At 45.6% G+C, this 14,715-nt stretch carries 14 protein-coding genes; 13 read left to right on the top strand and 1 reads right to left on the bottom strand.

The features are described 5' to 3' along the window. The first annotated feature begins 47 nt into the window (after positions 1 to 47). From AB4Z45_RS05605 to AB4Z45_RS05595, 3 genes are all read left to right on the top strand, one after another. Positions 48 to 641, top strand: coding sequence for a 3D domain-containing protein (locus AB4Z45_RS05605; protein ID WP_441908270.1), 594 nt, complete (start codon positions 48 to 50; stop codon positions 639 to 641). Between the two features lie 61 nt (positions 642 to 702). Further along, positions 703 to 831 carry a hypothetical protein gene (locus AB4Z45_RS05600; RefSeq protein ID WP_256710855.1) on the top strand — a complete coding sequence of 43 codons (129 nt, stop codon included), beginning with the start codon at positions 703 to 705 and terminating at the stop codon, positions 829 to 831. 181 nt (positions 832 to 1,012) lie between these two features. After that, positions 1,013 to 1,396, top strand: coding sequence for a hypothetical protein (locus AB4Z45_RS05595; RefSeq protein WP_441908269.1), 384 nt, complete (start codon positions 1,013 to 1,015; stop codon positions 1,394 to 1,396). 68 nt (positions 1,397 to 1,464) lie between these two features. Here the strand turns inward: AB4Z45_RS05595 and AB4Z45_RS05590 are convergent, their stop codons facing one another. Then, entirely contained in the window at positions 1,465 to 2,760 is a 1,296-nt protein-coding gene (locus AB4Z45_RS05590) for an ammonium transporter (protein ID WP_441908268.1), read from the bottom strand. 263 nt (positions 2,761 to 3,023) lie between these two features. Between AB4Z45_RS05590 and liaF the strand changes: the two genes are divergently transcribed. From liaF to glnA, 10 genes are all read left to right on the top strand, one after another. Then, entirely contained in the window at positions 3,024 to 4,043 is a 1,020-nt protein-coding gene (gene liaF, locus AB4Z45_RS05585) for a cell wall-active antibiotics response protein LiaF (RefSeq protein ID WP_441908267.1), read from the top strand. Positions 4,044 to 4,050: 7 nt separating this feature from the next. Continuing rightward, positions 4,051 to 5,064, top strand: a complete 1,014-nt coding sequence (locus AB4Z45_RS05580) for a histidine kinase (RefSeq protein WP_430060077.1) — start codon at positions 4,051 to 4,053, stop codon at positions 5,062 to 5,064. A gap of 17 nt (positions 5,065 to 5,081) precedes the next feature. Further along, positions 5,082 to 5,747 (top strand): response regulator, encoded by a 666-nt coding sequence (locus tag AB4Z45_RS05575; protein WP_441908266.1) that lies wholly within the window; start codon positions 5,082 to 5,084, stop codon positions 5,745 to 5,747. A 75-nt stretch (positions 5,748 to 5,822) separates the two neighbouring features. Beyond that, a complete protein-coding gene (locus AB4Z45_RS05570) occupies positions 5,823 to 6,236 on the top strand; it encodes a YugN family protein (RefSeq protein ID WP_076267599.1) in 414 nt (137 codons plus the stop codon). 192 nt (positions 6,237 to 6,428) lie between these two features. Beyond that, complete coding sequence (locus AB4Z45_RS05565; RefSeq protein ID WP_441908265.1) at positions 6,429 to 8,117, top strand: S1C family serine protease; 1,689 nt, start codon at positions 6,429 to 6,431, stop codon at positions 8,115 to 8,117. 84 nt (positions 8,118 to 8,201) lie between these two features. Beyond that, positions 8,202 to 8,894, top strand: coding sequence for a response regulator transcription factor (locus tag AB4Z45_RS05560; protein WP_076267601.1), 693 nt, complete (start codon positions 8,202 to 8,204; stop codon positions 8,892 to 8,894). Between the two features lie 4 nt (positions 8,895 to 8,898). Beyond that, complete coding sequence (locus AB4Z45_RS05555) at positions 8,899 to 10,422, top strand: sensor histidine kinase (protein ID WP_441908264.1); 1,524 nt, start codon at positions 8,899 to 8,901, stop codon at positions 10,420 to 10,422. 37 nt (positions 10,423 to 10,459) lie between these two features. Next, positions 10,460 to 11,440: a 4-hydroxy-3-methylbut-2-enyl diphosphate reductase gene (locus AB4Z45_RS05550; protein ID WP_441908263.1), complete on the top strand. Its 981-nt coding sequence runs from the start codon at positions 10,460 to 10,462 to the stop codon at positions 11,438 to 11,440. Positions 11,441 to 11,736: 296 nt separating this feature from the next. Continuing rightward, positions 11,737 to 12,798, top strand: a complete 1,062-nt coding sequence (gene aroF / locus AB4Z45_RS05545) for a 3-deoxy-7-phosphoheptulonate synthase (RefSeq protein ID WP_441908262.1) — start codon at positions 11,737 to 11,739, stop codon at positions 12,796 to 12,798. 289 nt (positions 12,799 to 13,087) lie between these two features. Further along, the gene (gene glnA / locus AB4Z45_RS05540) at positions 13,088 to 14,512 is read left to right on the top strand and encodes a type I glutamate--ammonia ligase (protein ID WP_076267605.1); all 1,425 of its coding nucleotides are present in this window, start codon (positions 13,088 to 13,090) and stop codon (positions 14,510 to 14,512) included. Positions 14,513 to 14,715: the final 203 nt, after the last annotated feature.

Genomic DNA, 14,715 nt, shown 5'->3' with positions numbered 1-14,715 from the left:
AAGCTTGAGCCATCGGGGCATTATTCTTCTGAGGAGGAAGTACCCAGATGGCTACAAGCTTTTTTTATATTCAAAAAGGATTAACGGCATTGCTGCTCCTAACTGTTATCGTAATTGGTTTAGATACAAAGGGCGGCGATACGGTTCATGCTGATGCATCAGCACCTGAGCAAAGCCCTGTTGCAAGCAAAAGCGACAACCTCGGCAAGTCAGAGGCAGCTGCGCGCACGAAGCCGAAAAAGGTTGAAGTTGTTGCTACAGGCTACACAGCTGGCGTAGAATCGACCGGTAAACGGCCTGGGCATCCACAATACGGAATCACCTATTCGGGCGTAAAGGTACGCAGGGATCAAGTCTCAACGATTGCGGCGGATACGAGGCTGTTTCCCATTGGGACGCTGCTCTATATACCCGGCTATGGCTATGGCGTGGTGGCTGATACGGGTTCAGCGATTAAGGGAAAACGCATCGACTTGTATTTTGAAACGATCAAGCAGGTGTACGAGCAGTGGGGCAAGCGTACCGTTCATGTAGAGGTGCTGCGTATGGGAACGGGCAAGCTTTCGCAGGCATGGCTGAACAAAATCAACTTGGCTATAGAGGCTGGAAAGCCTATTCCACAGACTTATTTAGAATCGTAAAGGAGTCGTATAATAAGCGGCAAGAATGCCATACTATCAATGAAACGGGGAGGTGAATACAATGGCTAAAAACAAAAACAACAAAGCCCAAAACAATCAATACAATGCAGAATTCGCAGAAGAGTTTAACCAAAATAACGCTGCTAACAAACAAGCGGCAAATAATGCTCAGCAAAAAGCTGAGAAGTAATATTTTTTTGCTATGCCATGAGAAGGAAACAATGGGGAACCGATATCGGTTCCTCTTTTTATTATCCTCTGCTCATCACACCGTTATTTTAATCTAATAAAAAACAGTTTTCAAATGACCTCGGTTTGTTGTATGATTACATATGTAAGAAATAATAACATGACGAGACAGGTGAATACTCATGACAGATCCGATCATTCATTCAGGCTTTGTAATTGCTGCCCATCATCGTAAAGCGGGCGAGGTTTTACCTTTTATTGATGCTTACGTTGCTAAGAAAGAGCAGGAAATAGCTGAAATTGAACAGATGGTTGAGCGTTATGAGAAAAGAAGGCTGATGGAAGACCGTGCGTATCAATCGATGTCTACTCTTCGAAGAATGCTGACTGGCAGGAAGCCTGATCATCATCTGGCCGTTGAATATATTCATTTTGTAAGAAAACCGATGGAGAAGGTCCGTGCGCTAAGATTAGAAATCGAAAGTGCTCGCTCCATCAAAAACGTAGCAGCTCCAAGCGATATTGTAACGGTATCCTATGAGCTGGCCAATGAGATGAACGATTAATGGAATGATCATTCGCAATAATAGCAAAGAACCGTCCAGGCCATTCCGGCTTGGGCGGTTCTTTATGTTTATTTGCTGTTTTTTAAGCGATCATAATCGAGGAAATCATGCTCCTGGCTGTATGCGGGAACGCCGTGAATGCCAACATCGAGGCCGATGAGCTCCTCATCCTTGGAGACACGGACGGGCATAATTTTGCGGATCAGCCATAGTGCGCCCCAAGTTAAAGCGAAGCCCCATAGGGAAACCATTACGAGCCCCAATGCTTGAACGCCTAGCAAGTTGAAGCCTCCGCCATAAAATAAACCGTAGTAGCCCTTGCCTACGCCCTCGGTTAGCTCGGGAAGTGCGAATAAGCCGACTGCAATTGTTCCGATGCTGCCGCTGACGCCGTGTACGGCAAAGGCGCCGACTGGATCGTCGATCTCCCTGCGTTCGAGCCATTCAGTGATCAGCACCATCGCGATGCCGGATACTGCGCCGATCCCAATTGCAGCGATGTCAGATACGAATGCGCAGCCAGCAGTAATGCCTACGAGGCCGGCGAGCGAGCCATTGATGACCATTGGCGGATCTGCTTTCTTGTAGCGGAACATCGTAAACAGAATGCATGTTGCGCCGCCAGCAGCTGCCGAGAGCATCGTTGTAATCGCAATATGTCCGATTGAGCCGTTTGTAGCGCTAAGTGTGCTGCCTGCATTAAACCCGAACCAGCCAAACCATAGAATGAATGCACCTACAGAAGCAAGCGGCAAGTTGGAAGGCGGAACGATATTGGCTTTGCCGTCTGGACTGAATTTACCGATTCTCGGACCAATGAAAATGGCTGCGGCGAGAGCGGAGAAACCTCCTAAGGCATGAATGACAGCAGAGCCTGCAAAATCGATCATGCCAAGCTTGCCAAGAAAGCCGCTGCTTGACCATACCCAGTGTCCGGCTAACGGATAAATGAAGCCAGTCATTGCAATAGTGAGTAAAATGTAAGCTCTAAAATTTATTCTTTCCGCTACTGCGCCCGACACGATTGAAATGACGGCTATAACGAATGCGCATTGGAATAACCAAAAGGTTTCGTGCGTAATATTTAGTTTTATGTGAGACAGGTCTCCGTTGATGAGAAAGCCGGTCGTTCCGATTATTCCGCCTGCGTCCTGCCCATACATGAGTGCGAAGCCAAAAAAGTAAAAAACGAGTGCGCCGAAAGCGATGTCGACAAAAACCTTCATGATGATGCTGACGGCATTCTTTTGCCTGACAAACCCTGCTTCAAGCAATGCGAAACCGCCCTCCATGAGCAAGATCATGGCTGCTGTCAAAACGACCCAGATGGTATCTAGTCCTTTTGACAGTTCGATAACGTCCATTTCTTCATCTCCTATTCCTAATATTCATGCATAGCGGTCTCTATTTTCTTAATCCGTTCATCATTATAAATAGAAGACGTTAACAATGTCAACGCTCTGCGTTACGTTTCATGACGCATGTTAGGTTTGAAATGGATAGAATCAACAAAAGCTCAGTCTAGAGACTGACTAACAATTCAATCGGTCGTCCCTTTTTCTATTGCATGTTGTCCGTTATACTAAGAATATCAAACGACGATGGAATCGTAAGGAGCTGGTGCCGCATGAACGGAAACTTCGCAAACCGGTTATTCACCGGGTTAATCATCATTGCAGTTGGCGTCTTGTTTTTACTGAATCAAACGGGTCATGTGACCTTTGATATTGGAGATTTATTTTCTACCTATTGGCCTGTAATCGTTATGATTGTAGGTATTCGCGGATTGTTGTCCAGCAGAACGTACGGCTCGGGTTCGAGCTGGTGGGGCGCGATTGTCCTATTAATCGGATGTGTATTTTTGGGACGCAATTTAAACTTGTTCTCATGGTCTATTGGCGACATCATTCCTTACATTTGGCCAATAGTTGTGATTTTAGTCGGGATCAATATTATTTGGAGACCAAGATCAAAACGCCAAACTCCGCCAACAGATGATTGGAAATCATACCGCCCTTACACAGATGAAGCGTCTGTTCCGCCAGCGCCGCCTCTTCACCCTGATCCAACGAAGCAGCCTGCGGACACGCACACTAAGGAAGAGAAGCAGGAAAGCGCATCAAACAAACCATATGATGATTTTTCTGCCACCAAGAAAGAGTATAAGGAATGGAAAAATCACCATAAATCAGAATACAAAAAAAATGAAAAAGAATGGAAACGAAATCATAAGGAGCATGTGGAATGGTGGAACCATAATGATTCCAATGTGCAGAATCGCTCCGGGTTTATTGGGGATATTCATATCGGTCATGATTATTGGGATTTAAAGCCGCTTAATATTTCCCATTTCATCGGCGATACCGTGCTTGATTTAACAAAGGCACAAGTATCCATGGGCGAAACCAAAATTCATGTATCATCATTTATTGGCGATGTAAAGGTATACGTTCCGAATGATTATGAAGTAGGCGTACAGGTTGTATCAAGCGCCTTTATTGGCGATGTGAAGGTGCTTGGCCAGAAAGAAGGCGGATTGTTTACGAATATCAATATCCAATCGCCAACTTATCAGGAAGCTAACAAAAAAATTAAGCTGGTCGTCAGCACGTTTATCGGAGATGTTCGTGTTACAAAGGTAGGGTGATTCGAGTATGATGGTTCGGTTTTTGAGGAGCGGAAAGTGGGAGCTCATCGGAATGTTTGTCATCGCATCAACCGTGTCTCTAATACTTGGAGCGGTGGTGTGGAATGGACTCTTAGATGAAGTCAATAAGACGGAAGTGCGCCTAGGGGCTGCCTCCGTCTTCCTCCTTGTCAGCGTGGCGTTCGGTTACTGGGCGGCACAGCGCATTGGACGCCGAATTGATACGCTTCATTTATCGCTGAAGCAAGCATCAAACGGCAACTACGGCGTTCGGATTACAGAGGGCGGACATAATTCATTTAATGAGGTTTATCGTGAGTTTAATGAGCTCGCTCAGCAGATGGAAGAAAAGATGAAATGGCTGCAAGTTCGCGGCGAAGAATATGTGATGACGGAGTCTGCTTCTAATGAAGCGGCAGTGCTCGAGGAGCGCAAGCGTTTGGCAAGGGATTTGCATGATACGGTAAGCCAGCAGTTATTCGCTATCCATATGTGCGCTTCATCGCTTCCAAAGCTGCAGCAGGTTGATCGCGAACGAGCGGATTCTGTGCTCGAGCAGCTCGTCAATATGTCTAATTTGGCTCAGAAGCAAATGAGGAATTTCATCGCTCAGCTGCGGCCTATGGAGCTTGAAGGTCGAACTTTATATGAAGCGCTTGATAAGTGGTTCCCTGATTATTGCCGCCAAAACAATTTGCAAGGTGAGCTGGAATGGCGCTTGAAGGAGCGTTTATCCGAAGCGAAGGAGCATCAGCTTTTTCTTATCGTTCAAGAAGCGATGGCGAATATCGTAAAGCATGCAAGCGCAAAGGGCTGCACGCTGACAATGGCAGATACGGAACGGCAGGTTAGCATGATTTTGCAGGATGATGGAGTTGGCTTCAAGGTAGATGAGGTGAGACGCGGCTCATATGGACTGTCTACGATGCAGGAGAGAGCACAGAAGCTTGGCGGTGCAGCCGAAATTTGGAGCAAGTCTGGGAGCGGGACGAGGGTAAAGGTTACGATACCAAAAATGTAGCGGGGAGAGCATGAATAATGAATGCATCTGAACTAATAAAAGTAATGATCGTGGATGATCATGATATGGTAAGGACGGGCCTTCGAACTTATCTAATGCTGGAGCCAAAGTTTCATGTCATTGCAGAGGCGAGCAATGGACAATCAGCAATTGACATGCTTAAGGAAAGCTCGGATGAAGACAGGCCCCATATTATTTTAATGGATCTGATGATGCCAGGCATGGATGGCATTGAAGCGACAAGGGCGATTATCTCGCATTTTCCTGATATGAAAATCGTAATGCTGACCAGCTTCCTCGAAGATGACAAGGTTTATGGCGCAATAGAGGCTGGCGCTGTCAGCTACGTGCTCAAAACCGTTTCTGCAGAAGAGCTTATTTATGCAATCAGCGGCGCATTCAAAGGAATGCCGGTTATGACTGCTGACGTATCGCAGGCGTTAACGAGAGGCTTAAGACAGAAGACCGCTCAGTCTGGTGATGAGGGGTTGACGGAACGTGAGAAGGAAGTTCTGCTGCTTATTGCAGATGGACAATCGAACAAAGAAATTGCAGAAGAGCTGCATATAAGCGTAAAAACAGTGAAAACACATGTCAGCAATTTATTGATGAAATGTGAGCTTGACGACCGGACACAGCTTGCCGTGCTGGCCCATCGCAAGGGCTGGGCTAATCGCACATAAAGATGGAAATGGAAGGGTATACTACCTACTAGCAAAAAGAGATTAGAAATAAGCTAGTGCAAAGGAGACGCCTTCATGATACCCATTTCGTCCGTGCTGGAATCACGGGAGCAACATTTCTTAGAAACGAAAGAGCTGCTGGAGTCGCAGCAATTCACGCTTGGCGGCAACTGGGAGTATGCTGCTGGTTCCTTTGACCGCGCGCTTGATGATGCGAATAAGATTTGGCTTCGCATACCTTTTGAAGTCATTGCTGGTCATATTGATGTTGGGGAAAAAGATAATGAAGCGAGGATTATACTCGGTACACCGTACGTGCTTAAGCATGAGTACAGAGAAGGAAATGATCCGGAAGCATCGGTACGTGTAGTCGGAGCTCTGTTTGATCAATTCCAATCGCCGTCGAATCCGGATGCTGAGGTAGAACCGCAGTGGATTGATCGCGCAAAAGAAACATTAAATGAAGTAGAGCAGCTTTTTCCGCATTGATTCACATCGTAGAAGCACTCAAAAAAAACGCTGCCAAAATCATTTGGGAGCGTTTTTTTTATTTCTGTTTAAATTCCTTTTAAGTTTGTTTTAAGGTAGAATGTGCATGATAGAACTATATCAAATAACATGTTTCCGGATAGAATGCCAATTGGACGCATGATGCAATAAGATTCAAGGAGGAGAACGTACATGGACGATCAAAACAACAAAAAGGGATTTGACGACTTTTTCCGCAAAAATGAAGAGGGACATGGCTCAGCTGATAACAGCGAAAGCGTAAATGACTCCGCGCAGCCTATTTCAAATGAGTCATCGGAGCAGCCGGCAAAGCCATCTTATTATTATTCGTATGGGCCGTATAAGGCGAATTCTCAAGAAGGCGGGAATCCTTCAGCTTCTGGCTACGGATCGGAAAAGCCTAAGCTGATTCAAGATCAGCCGTACGGCAATACAAATACACACAATACGCAAGCACAGGCATCCAGTGCAGAAGAAGCGAATGTACAATCGGATTCAACTGTGGAATCTGAACGGGCAAGATCGCAATCGCCTATGCAATCCCAAATTCGAACGTTCACACCGTCGCCGCAGTCCTCCAAAGGGCCATGGCAAGTAAGGGAACCGCGCCGGACTTCCTTTAAGGCCATTTTTTCATCGTTTCTAGCAGGTGTTCTCGTAGTAGGCAGCTTGATGTATACAGCGGACTTAAACAACTGGTTCACGAAAGAAGCCGCATTAACATCAAATACACAATCTAGCGGATCGGGTTCCACTGCTTCTGCAGGTACGACCAGCAACGGCGGTGCGGCAACAGTCGCGGATAGACCAGACAACATCGCTAAATTGTTCGAGACAGCAAGTCCAGCAGTAGTGAAAATCGAAACCTTCGTTAATACGGCAAAACGCAACAATAGCAGCAACATGCTCGATGATTCATTTTTCCGCCAATTTTTTGGCGATGATTACCCTGGAACGACACAGCCGGATGCAGGACAAAAGAATGAAGAAGGCAACATGCAGCAATCAGGCATCGGAACTGGGTTTTTCTTCGATTCAACAGGCTATATTTTAACGAATCAGCACGTAATCGGAGAATCTGACCAAATCAAAGTTATTGTTCAAGGCTATGATAAGCCATTCACGGCTGAATTGCTGGGCTCTAGCTATGACTTAGACTTAGCGGTACTTAAAGTAACGGGAGACAAAGCGTTCCCAACGCTTCCGCTTGGCAACTCGGATACGATTAATATCGGCGACTGGGTTGTTGCAATCGGTAACCCATACGGCTTCGATCATACGGTTACTGTTGGCGTATTAAGTGCCAAAGAACGTCCGATCGATATCCCTGATACACAGGGAGCACGTAAATACGAGCATTTGCTGCAAACGGATGCTTCGATTAACCCAGGCAACTCTGGCGGTCCGCTTCTGAATGTGAACGGTGAGGTCGTTGGCATTAATACGGCAGTAAGCTCGCAAGCACAAGGCATCGGCTTTGCGATTCCGACGAGCACGATTCAAGATGTGCTGGAAAATCTTAAAAACAACAAGACCATTCCTAAGCCAGCCGCTCCATACATCGGTGCAGAGCTGCAGGATGTAACAGCGGATATTGCGAAGCAATTAGGCATGGATAAAGTAGAAGGCTCCATTGTACGTAATGTGTACTATAATTCACCAGCTTACTTGGCTGAATTGCAGCAGTTCGACGTCATCGTCGGCATTGACGGCAAGAAGTACGCAAACACGCAAGCTCTTATTGATCAAATTAAAACCAAAAAAGTTGGCGATAAGATCGAGCTGAACATTTTGCGCAAAGGCAGTGCGATGAACTTGAAGGTTGAGATTGGTGATAAAAATACGTCAGGCGCTCAATAATGCCTTACATGATGGATTGAAACAAAAAGCGCAGAGAGACAGCAGGCTCTGTGCTTTTTGCTGCAAATAGAGGGGGACATGCCGTTGAGACAGCATATTGTAGTTGTAGATGATGATGATAAAATTATTTCTTTGCTTCGCAGAAGTCTAGCGTTTGAAGGTTATGAGGTAACTACCGCTTCGAATGGAATGGAAGGGCTGAAGGTGCTGCTTAAGACGGAGCCGGATCTGCTCATTCTTGATGTGATGATGCCTCAAGTGGATGGCTGGGAAGTTTGCCGGCGCGTGCGCGAGGGAGGCAGTACGGTGCCAATTATGATGCTGACGGCAAAGGATGATATCAATGACCGGGTCAAAGGGCTCGATCTTGGGGCTGACGATTATTTGGTCAAGCCGTTTGCGCTGGAGGAGCTGCTTGCGCGGACACGCGCCTTGCTGCGCCGCAAAGCCGATAAAATCGAGCAGTCAAGCAATCAGCTGCTTTATGAGGATTTGATTTTGGATATGGATGCCAGAGAAGCGATTCGCTCGGGTCGCCGAATTGAGTTGACGTCCAAGGAATACGATTTACTGCTGCTATTCATGGAAAATCCTCGCCGTGTACTTACGAGAGATGCAATTATGGAGAAGATTTGGGGTTATGACTTCAGCGGGGAGTCGAATGTGCTGGAGGTGTATATCGCGATGCTGCGCCAAAAGGTAGAGGACGGAGGCAAAAACCGACTCATTCAGACGGTTCGCGGCACCGGTTATGTGCTTCGCGGAGAGGCGGGTTAAGCATATGTCCATTAGGCTTAGGCTTACGCTTTGGTATTCGGGTTTGCTTGCGGTAACACTTCTTGTTTTTGGCGTTTCCATTTATGTTTTCTTAAATTGGAATACCTATTCTGATTTAAAGGAGCAATTAAAGAAACAGGATCAAAAGCTCGTCGTTAGAGGTGGAACTACTTTTTGGGATCAATATGATTTGAATTTGGGACGAGAATCCCAAATTGAAGAGAAGGATATGTATATTCAAATCGTCAATTATATTGAAGGTGCAATTAGTCAGTCAAACAATTTAAATCAATTTGGAATTGTCCTCCCTTATGCTGAAGCATCGGATAAGCCTGAGCAGGGAGTAATCGAAAAACGAGTGGAAATTAATAAGAAAAAGTACAATATGTTAATTCATCAACGTCCTATTTATACAAATGATGGAACTTTAGTTGGCCTTCTTCAAGTTGGTGCAATCCCTTACAATGAAGAAAAATTTATGCACAGTGTTCGTACGACGCTCATTTTCGCCTCTTTAATCGTTGTACTTATCGCCTTTACTATAGGCTTGTTAATTGCACGTCAGGCACTTCGTCCAATTGAACGTGTCATTCGTGCTACAGAGCAAATTGAAAATGGTGCTGATCTCAGTGTGCGGATTCCTGTCATGGGGCCTAAGGACGAGATAGGAAGGCTTGTGAGTACGTTAAACGTGATGCTTGCGCGTTTGGAGATGGCATACAATGAGCTTGATGAAGCTTACAAAGCGCAGCGCAGGTTCGTATCTGACGCGTCTCATGAGCTTAGGACGCCTTTGACAACGATTCGAGGCAATATTGAGCTGCTCGAGCGGATGTGGACGCGAGTTCGAGAGACGAATAGAGATATCGACACGGGCGAGTGGCTGCCGCTGGATTCGGATCGATGGGATATGTCCAAAGAAGCGATGAGCGATATATCTGCTGAGGCGATTCGTATGAGTACGCTGGTTAATGATCTGCTTGCGCTTGCGAGAGCAGATGCGGGTTATACGATGGAGAAGACGCCGCTTGACCTGCTGCCACTTACAGAGGAGGTTGTGCGCAGAGCACAGCTGCTCCCGCGTACAGCTGAATGGAAGCTTGGCGATCTATCGGCATTGGATGGGGTGCGCGTCAATGCCAATCACAATTATTTGCAGCAGCTGTTATTTATTTTTATTGAGAATGCATTCAAATATACGTCGGAGGGTACGGTTGAGCTGAGTGCGGTCAGAAGGGATTTACAAATCGGCTTCGTTATCCAAGATACAGGGATTGGGATGAATCCAGATGAAATCCCGCATATTTTCGATCGCTTCTATCGAGCGGACGAATCACGGGGAGTTACCGTCGGTACAGGTCTAGGATTATCCATTGCAAAATGGATTATTGATGAGCATAAAGGTTCTGTAGAAGTGCTCACCAGCGAAGGAAATGGAACGAAGTTTACGATTTGGCTTCCAATTAGCTTTTCTGACACGTCTCATTCGTCTATAATAGTAGCAACGGATGAAATGAAGGATTCATAGCTGTTACGCATATCCGGTCAGAAAGCAGGTGCAATAAATGGAAATCGTTAGAATATCACCGCGTGGTTATTGCTATGGCGTCGTAGACGCGATGGTACTGGCTTTGCAAACGGTCAAAAACTTGGAGCTGCCGCGACCTATTTATATATTAGGTATGATTGTCCATAATGCCCATGTTACAGAAGCATTCGAGCAGGAAGGCGTCATTACGCTTGATGGTGCCAACCGACTCGACATTTTGGATCAAATCGAACAAGGCACCGTTATATTTACAGCGCATGGCGTCTCGCCAGAAGTGCGTCAGCGTGCTCGTGACAAGGGGCTTTCCGTTGTGGATGCGACATGCCCAGACGTTACGAGAACTCATGATCTCATTCGCGATAAATCGGCGGAAGGCTATCATATTATTTATATTGGCAAGAAGGGCCATCCTGAGCCCGAAGGAGCGATTGGCGTTGCGCCGGAGCATGTTCACCTCATCGAAAAGGAAGAGGAAATTGCTGCGCTTAATGTGCCGGAAGGGCGCATTCTTATAACGAACCAAACGACGATGTCGCAATGGGATATTCGTCATGTGATTAGCAAGCTTCTTGAGCGTTATCCTACTGCAGAGGTTCATAATGAAATCTGCATGGCAACTCAGGTTCGTCAAGAGGCGGTAGCAGAGCAAGCAGGCGAAGCGCAGCTTACAATTGTAGTTGGCGATCCGCGAAGCAACAACTCGAACCGTCTAGCACAAGTATCCGAGGAAATAGCAGGAGTGAAAGCTTACCGAGTTTCCGATGTGTCAGAGATTGAACAGGAGTGGCTGAAAGGCATCGATCGTGTCGCAGTTACGTCTGGTGCGTCTACACCGACGCCGCTTACGAAAGAGGTTATTACTTATTTAGAGCAGTACGATCATAATAATCCGGAGACATGGGAAATCCGTCGTACGGTCAATATGAATAAGCTGCTGCCTAATGTTCGAGTGAAGTCGACGCCAGCGGCAACGGCAACCGCAGAGAAACCTGAATAAATAGCTAACATGAAGAGTGAGATGAGACTAGTGATTGATGCAGAAGAAGCATCATGAATGAGTTTCATCTCCTTTTTATTATGACGGGGTTGACGAAAATGAGTTTCTCTTGTATATTTACTTTAGCGGTTAAAAGCGTAGAAGCTTAAAAGCTACGAAGCATAAAAGTCATAAAGTGGATATCCAATGAGATATGAGAAAATGAGGCGCGCTTCGTGCGATGCCATGCATTTATTAAGCAAAAGTTTGTACATTTTTTTTGCCCAAATCCCACAATAAATTTAGGAGTGATCCCTATGATCGTTATCACGAATTCAAATATTGCAGAAGAACGCATTACAGAAATTGTTGCTCATATTGAAAGAGCAGGAGTTCAAGCACATGTATCAAGAGGTACGGATCGCACGGTAATTGGAATTATTGGCAAAGCAGAACCTACGCTTGCTGAGCATTTGCGTCAAATGAAAGGTGTGGAAAACGTTATTAAAATTTCGAAATCATACAAGCTAGCAAGCCGTGACTTTCATCCGGATGATACAGTTATTGACATAAAAGGCGTGAAAATCGGCGGAAGCAATCTTGTTATAATGGGCGGACCTTGTGCTGTTGAAACACCGGAGCAAATCGACGAGATTGCTCGTTTAGTAAAAGCAGCTGGCGGACAGGTGCTGCGCGGAGGCGCCTTCAAGCCGCGCACAGGGCCTTACAGCTTCCAAGGCGTAGGCGTGGAAGGGCTTGTTATGATGGCGGAAGCGGGCAAGAAGCACGGCCTTCTGACGATTACAGAGGTCATGACGCCAGAATATGTGGATGTATGTGCAGAATACGCGGATATTCTTCAAGTAGGCACACGCAATATGCAAAACTTCGATTTGCTGCGCAAGCTTGGAACGATTCAAACGCCTATACTGCTTAAACGTGGATTCAGCTCAACCTATGATGAGTTCTTGAATGCGGCAGAGTACATTTTGGCAGGCGGTAATCCAAATGTCATGTTGTGTGAACGCGGAATCCGAACATTCGAAACTTACACGCGCAATACGCTTGATTTATCTGCAATTCCAGTGCTTCAATCTCTTAGCCATCTGCCCGTTATTTCTGACCCGAGCCATGGAACAGGCCGTCGTGAGCTGGTTGAGCCTATGTCGAAAGCTTCAGTAGCGGCTGGCGCGAACGGATTGATCGTTGAAATGCATACCGATCCAGATAACTCGATGACTGGCGATGGGGTACAATCCTTGTTCCCGGACCAATTCGCTAACTTATTGAAAGACCTAGAGAAGCTGGCACCGATCGTAGGCAAACAGTTTGATACGCCAAAAGCACCAGCAGAAGCCTTTGTAGAGTGGAAAATCTAACATAACATCAAACCAAACTTTGTCGTCTTAGGATGGCAAAGTTTTTTTGTTTTTTGTGTAACCGTTCTCAAAAAGCCTTATAAATAGAAGGATCTCAGCTTTTTTTATTGAGGATTTGTGAACAAACGTACAAACTTGTAAGTATACCTAACATGAGTTCAAAAAATACCTTACATAGCTATTGACGGAGATTGAGGGCTAGTTTTATAATAACGACATGGATTTGGAGCAATAATTGAACAATACTTGTTCAACACTACGCTAATGTTCGGAAATGGAGGAAATTATAATGTCAGTTCAAAATGTTTTGGACAATATTAAAGAAAACAGCATTATGTTTGTAGATTTCCGCTTCGTGGATCTTCTAGGTAAGGCTCACCACATCACGCTTCCTGCTGCTGAGGTTGATGCTGATACTTTTGTAAACGGAGTAGCTTTTGATGGATCATCAATCCACGGTTTCCGCGGTATCGAAAATTCCGATATGGTTATGATGCCGGATACAGAATCCGTATTTATTGATCCTTTCACTGATCATCCTACACTGAACGTTATGTGTAATATTCATACACCTGAAGGCGATCGTTATGACCGTGACCCGCGCAGCATCGCTCAAAAGGCTGAAGAGTATCTTCAAACTACAGGTATTGGTACGACAGCATTTTTTGCACCAGAACCTGAATTCTTTATTTTCGACGAAGTTCGCTATGAAAGCACAATGAATGCATCCTCTTATGTTGTTGAATCCGAGGAAGCTGGCTGGAACACGAACCGTAAAGAAGAGGGCGGAAACCTTGGTTCGAAAATTCCAGTTAAAGGCGGCTATGTTCCTGTAGCTCCTATCGACTCCCAACAAGACATCCGCAGCGAAATGGTTCGCCTATTGCAGGAATCGGGCCTTCGCGTAGAACGTCATCACCATGAAGTTGCAACTGCTGGCCAAGCAGAGATCAACTTCCGTTTTGACACATTGACAAAAACAGCCGACAATCTTATGAAATTCAAATATATTATTCACAACACAGCTCGCCAATATGGCAAAACGGCTACTTTCATGCCGAAGCCACTATTCGGTGACAACGGTAGCGGTATGCACGTTCATGCTTCTATCTTCAACGGCGATACTCCTTTGTTCTATGACAAAGGCGCTTACGCTAACCTAAGCGAAATGGCTATGCACTACATCGGCGGCGTGCTTTACCACGCTCCGGCTTTGATCGCAATCACTAACCCAAGCACGAACTCATTCAAACGTCTTGTGCCTGGTTACGAAGCGCCGGTTAACCTTGTATTCTCAAAAGGCAACCGTTCTGCAGCCGTTCGTATTCCGATTGCAGCTGTAACACCTAAAGGCTGTCGTATTGAATTCCGTACACCGGACAACACGGCTAACCCTTACCTTGCATTTGCAGCGATGCTGCTTGCAGGTTTGGACGGCATCAAGCGCAAGCTTGATCCAGTAGCTCTTGGTTACGGTCCTTTCGACAAAAACATCTACGAATTGCCAGAAGAAGAGAAAAAAGAAATCCGCAGCGTTCCTGGAACGCTTGACGAGGCGCTTAATGCCCTTGAAGCAGATTCCGATTTCTTGACTGAAGGCGGCGTATTCTCTAAAGACTTCATTGATAACTATGTTGCAGTAAAACGTCAAGAAGCTAAAGCTGTTGCAATCCGTATTCATCCGCATGAGTTCAGCCTTTACTACGATTGCTAATCAATCGTTCAAGAAATATAAGAAACGGGTCCCTCTGGGACCCGTTTTTTTATCGTTTGTAAAGATAAAATGAACGAAATCCGAATGTTTATTGACAGTATTGCGTCATACGTTCGACTTTTAATTTATTTAATATGCGGAATACACTTGATGCAGCCCTTCAAAATTGCTATCATATCCATATCATAAATAAAGAAACAGAG

The sequence above is a fragment of the Paenibacillus sp. MCAF9 genome (assembly GCF_052114265.1).
Lineage (GTDB): Bacteria > Bacillota > Bacilli > Paenibacillales > Paenibacillaceae > Pristimantibacillus.
Note: the sequence above shows the minus strand (reverse complement) of the source record. Positions and strands in the feature narration are given on the sequence as shown.

Coding starts and splice junctions, on each gene's coding strand:
- AB4Z45_RS05570 (WP_076267599.1), top strand. CDS start 5,823: ATGATACCCATTTCGTCCGTGCTGGAATCACGGGAGCAACATTTCTTA.
- AB4Z45_RS05550 (WP_441908263.1), top strand. CDS start 10,460: ATGGAAATCGTTAGAATATCACCGCGTGGTTATTGCTATGGCGTCGTA.
- AB4Z45_RS05555 (WP_441908264.1), top strand. CDS start 8,899: ATGTCCATTAGGCTTAGGCTTACGCTTTGGTATTCGGGTTTGCTTGCG.
- AB4Z45_RS05590 (WP_441908268.1), bottom strand. CDS start 2,760: ATGGACGTTATCGAACTGTCAAAAGGACTAGATACCATCTGGGTCGTT.
- AB4Z45_RS05580 (WP_430060077.1), top strand. CDS start 4,051: ATGATGGTTCGGTTTTTGAGGAGCGGAAAGTGGGAGCTCATCGGAATG.
- liaF (WP_441908267.1), top strand. CDS start 3,024: ATGAACGGAAACTTCGCAAACCGGTTATTCACCGGGTTAATCATCATT.
- AB4Z45_RS05575 (WP_441908266.1), top strand. CDS start 5,082: ATGAATGCATCTGAACTAATAAAAGTAATGATCGTGGATGATCATGAT.
- aroF (WP_441908262.1), top strand. CDS start 11,737: ATGATCGTTATCACGAATTCAAATATTGCAGAAGAACGCATTACAGAA.
- AB4Z45_RS05600 (WP_256710855.1), top strand. CDS start 703: ATGGCTAAAAACAAAAACAACAAAGCCCAAAACAATCAATACAATGCA.
- AB4Z45_RS05605 (WP_441908270.1), top strand. CDS start 48: ATGGCTACAAGCTTTTTTTATATTCAAAAAGGATTAACGGCATTGCTG.
- AB4Z45_RS05565 (WP_441908265.1), top strand. CDS start 6,429: ATGGACGATCAAAACAACAAAAAGGGATTTGACGACTTTTTCCGCAAA.
- AB4Z45_RS05595 (WP_441908269.1), top strand. CDS start 1,013: ATGACAGATCCGATCATTCATTCAGGCTTTGTAATTGCTGCCCATCAT.
- glnA (WP_076267605.1), top strand. CDS start 13,088: ATGTCAGTTCAAAATGTTTTGGACAATATTAAAGAAAACAGCATTATG.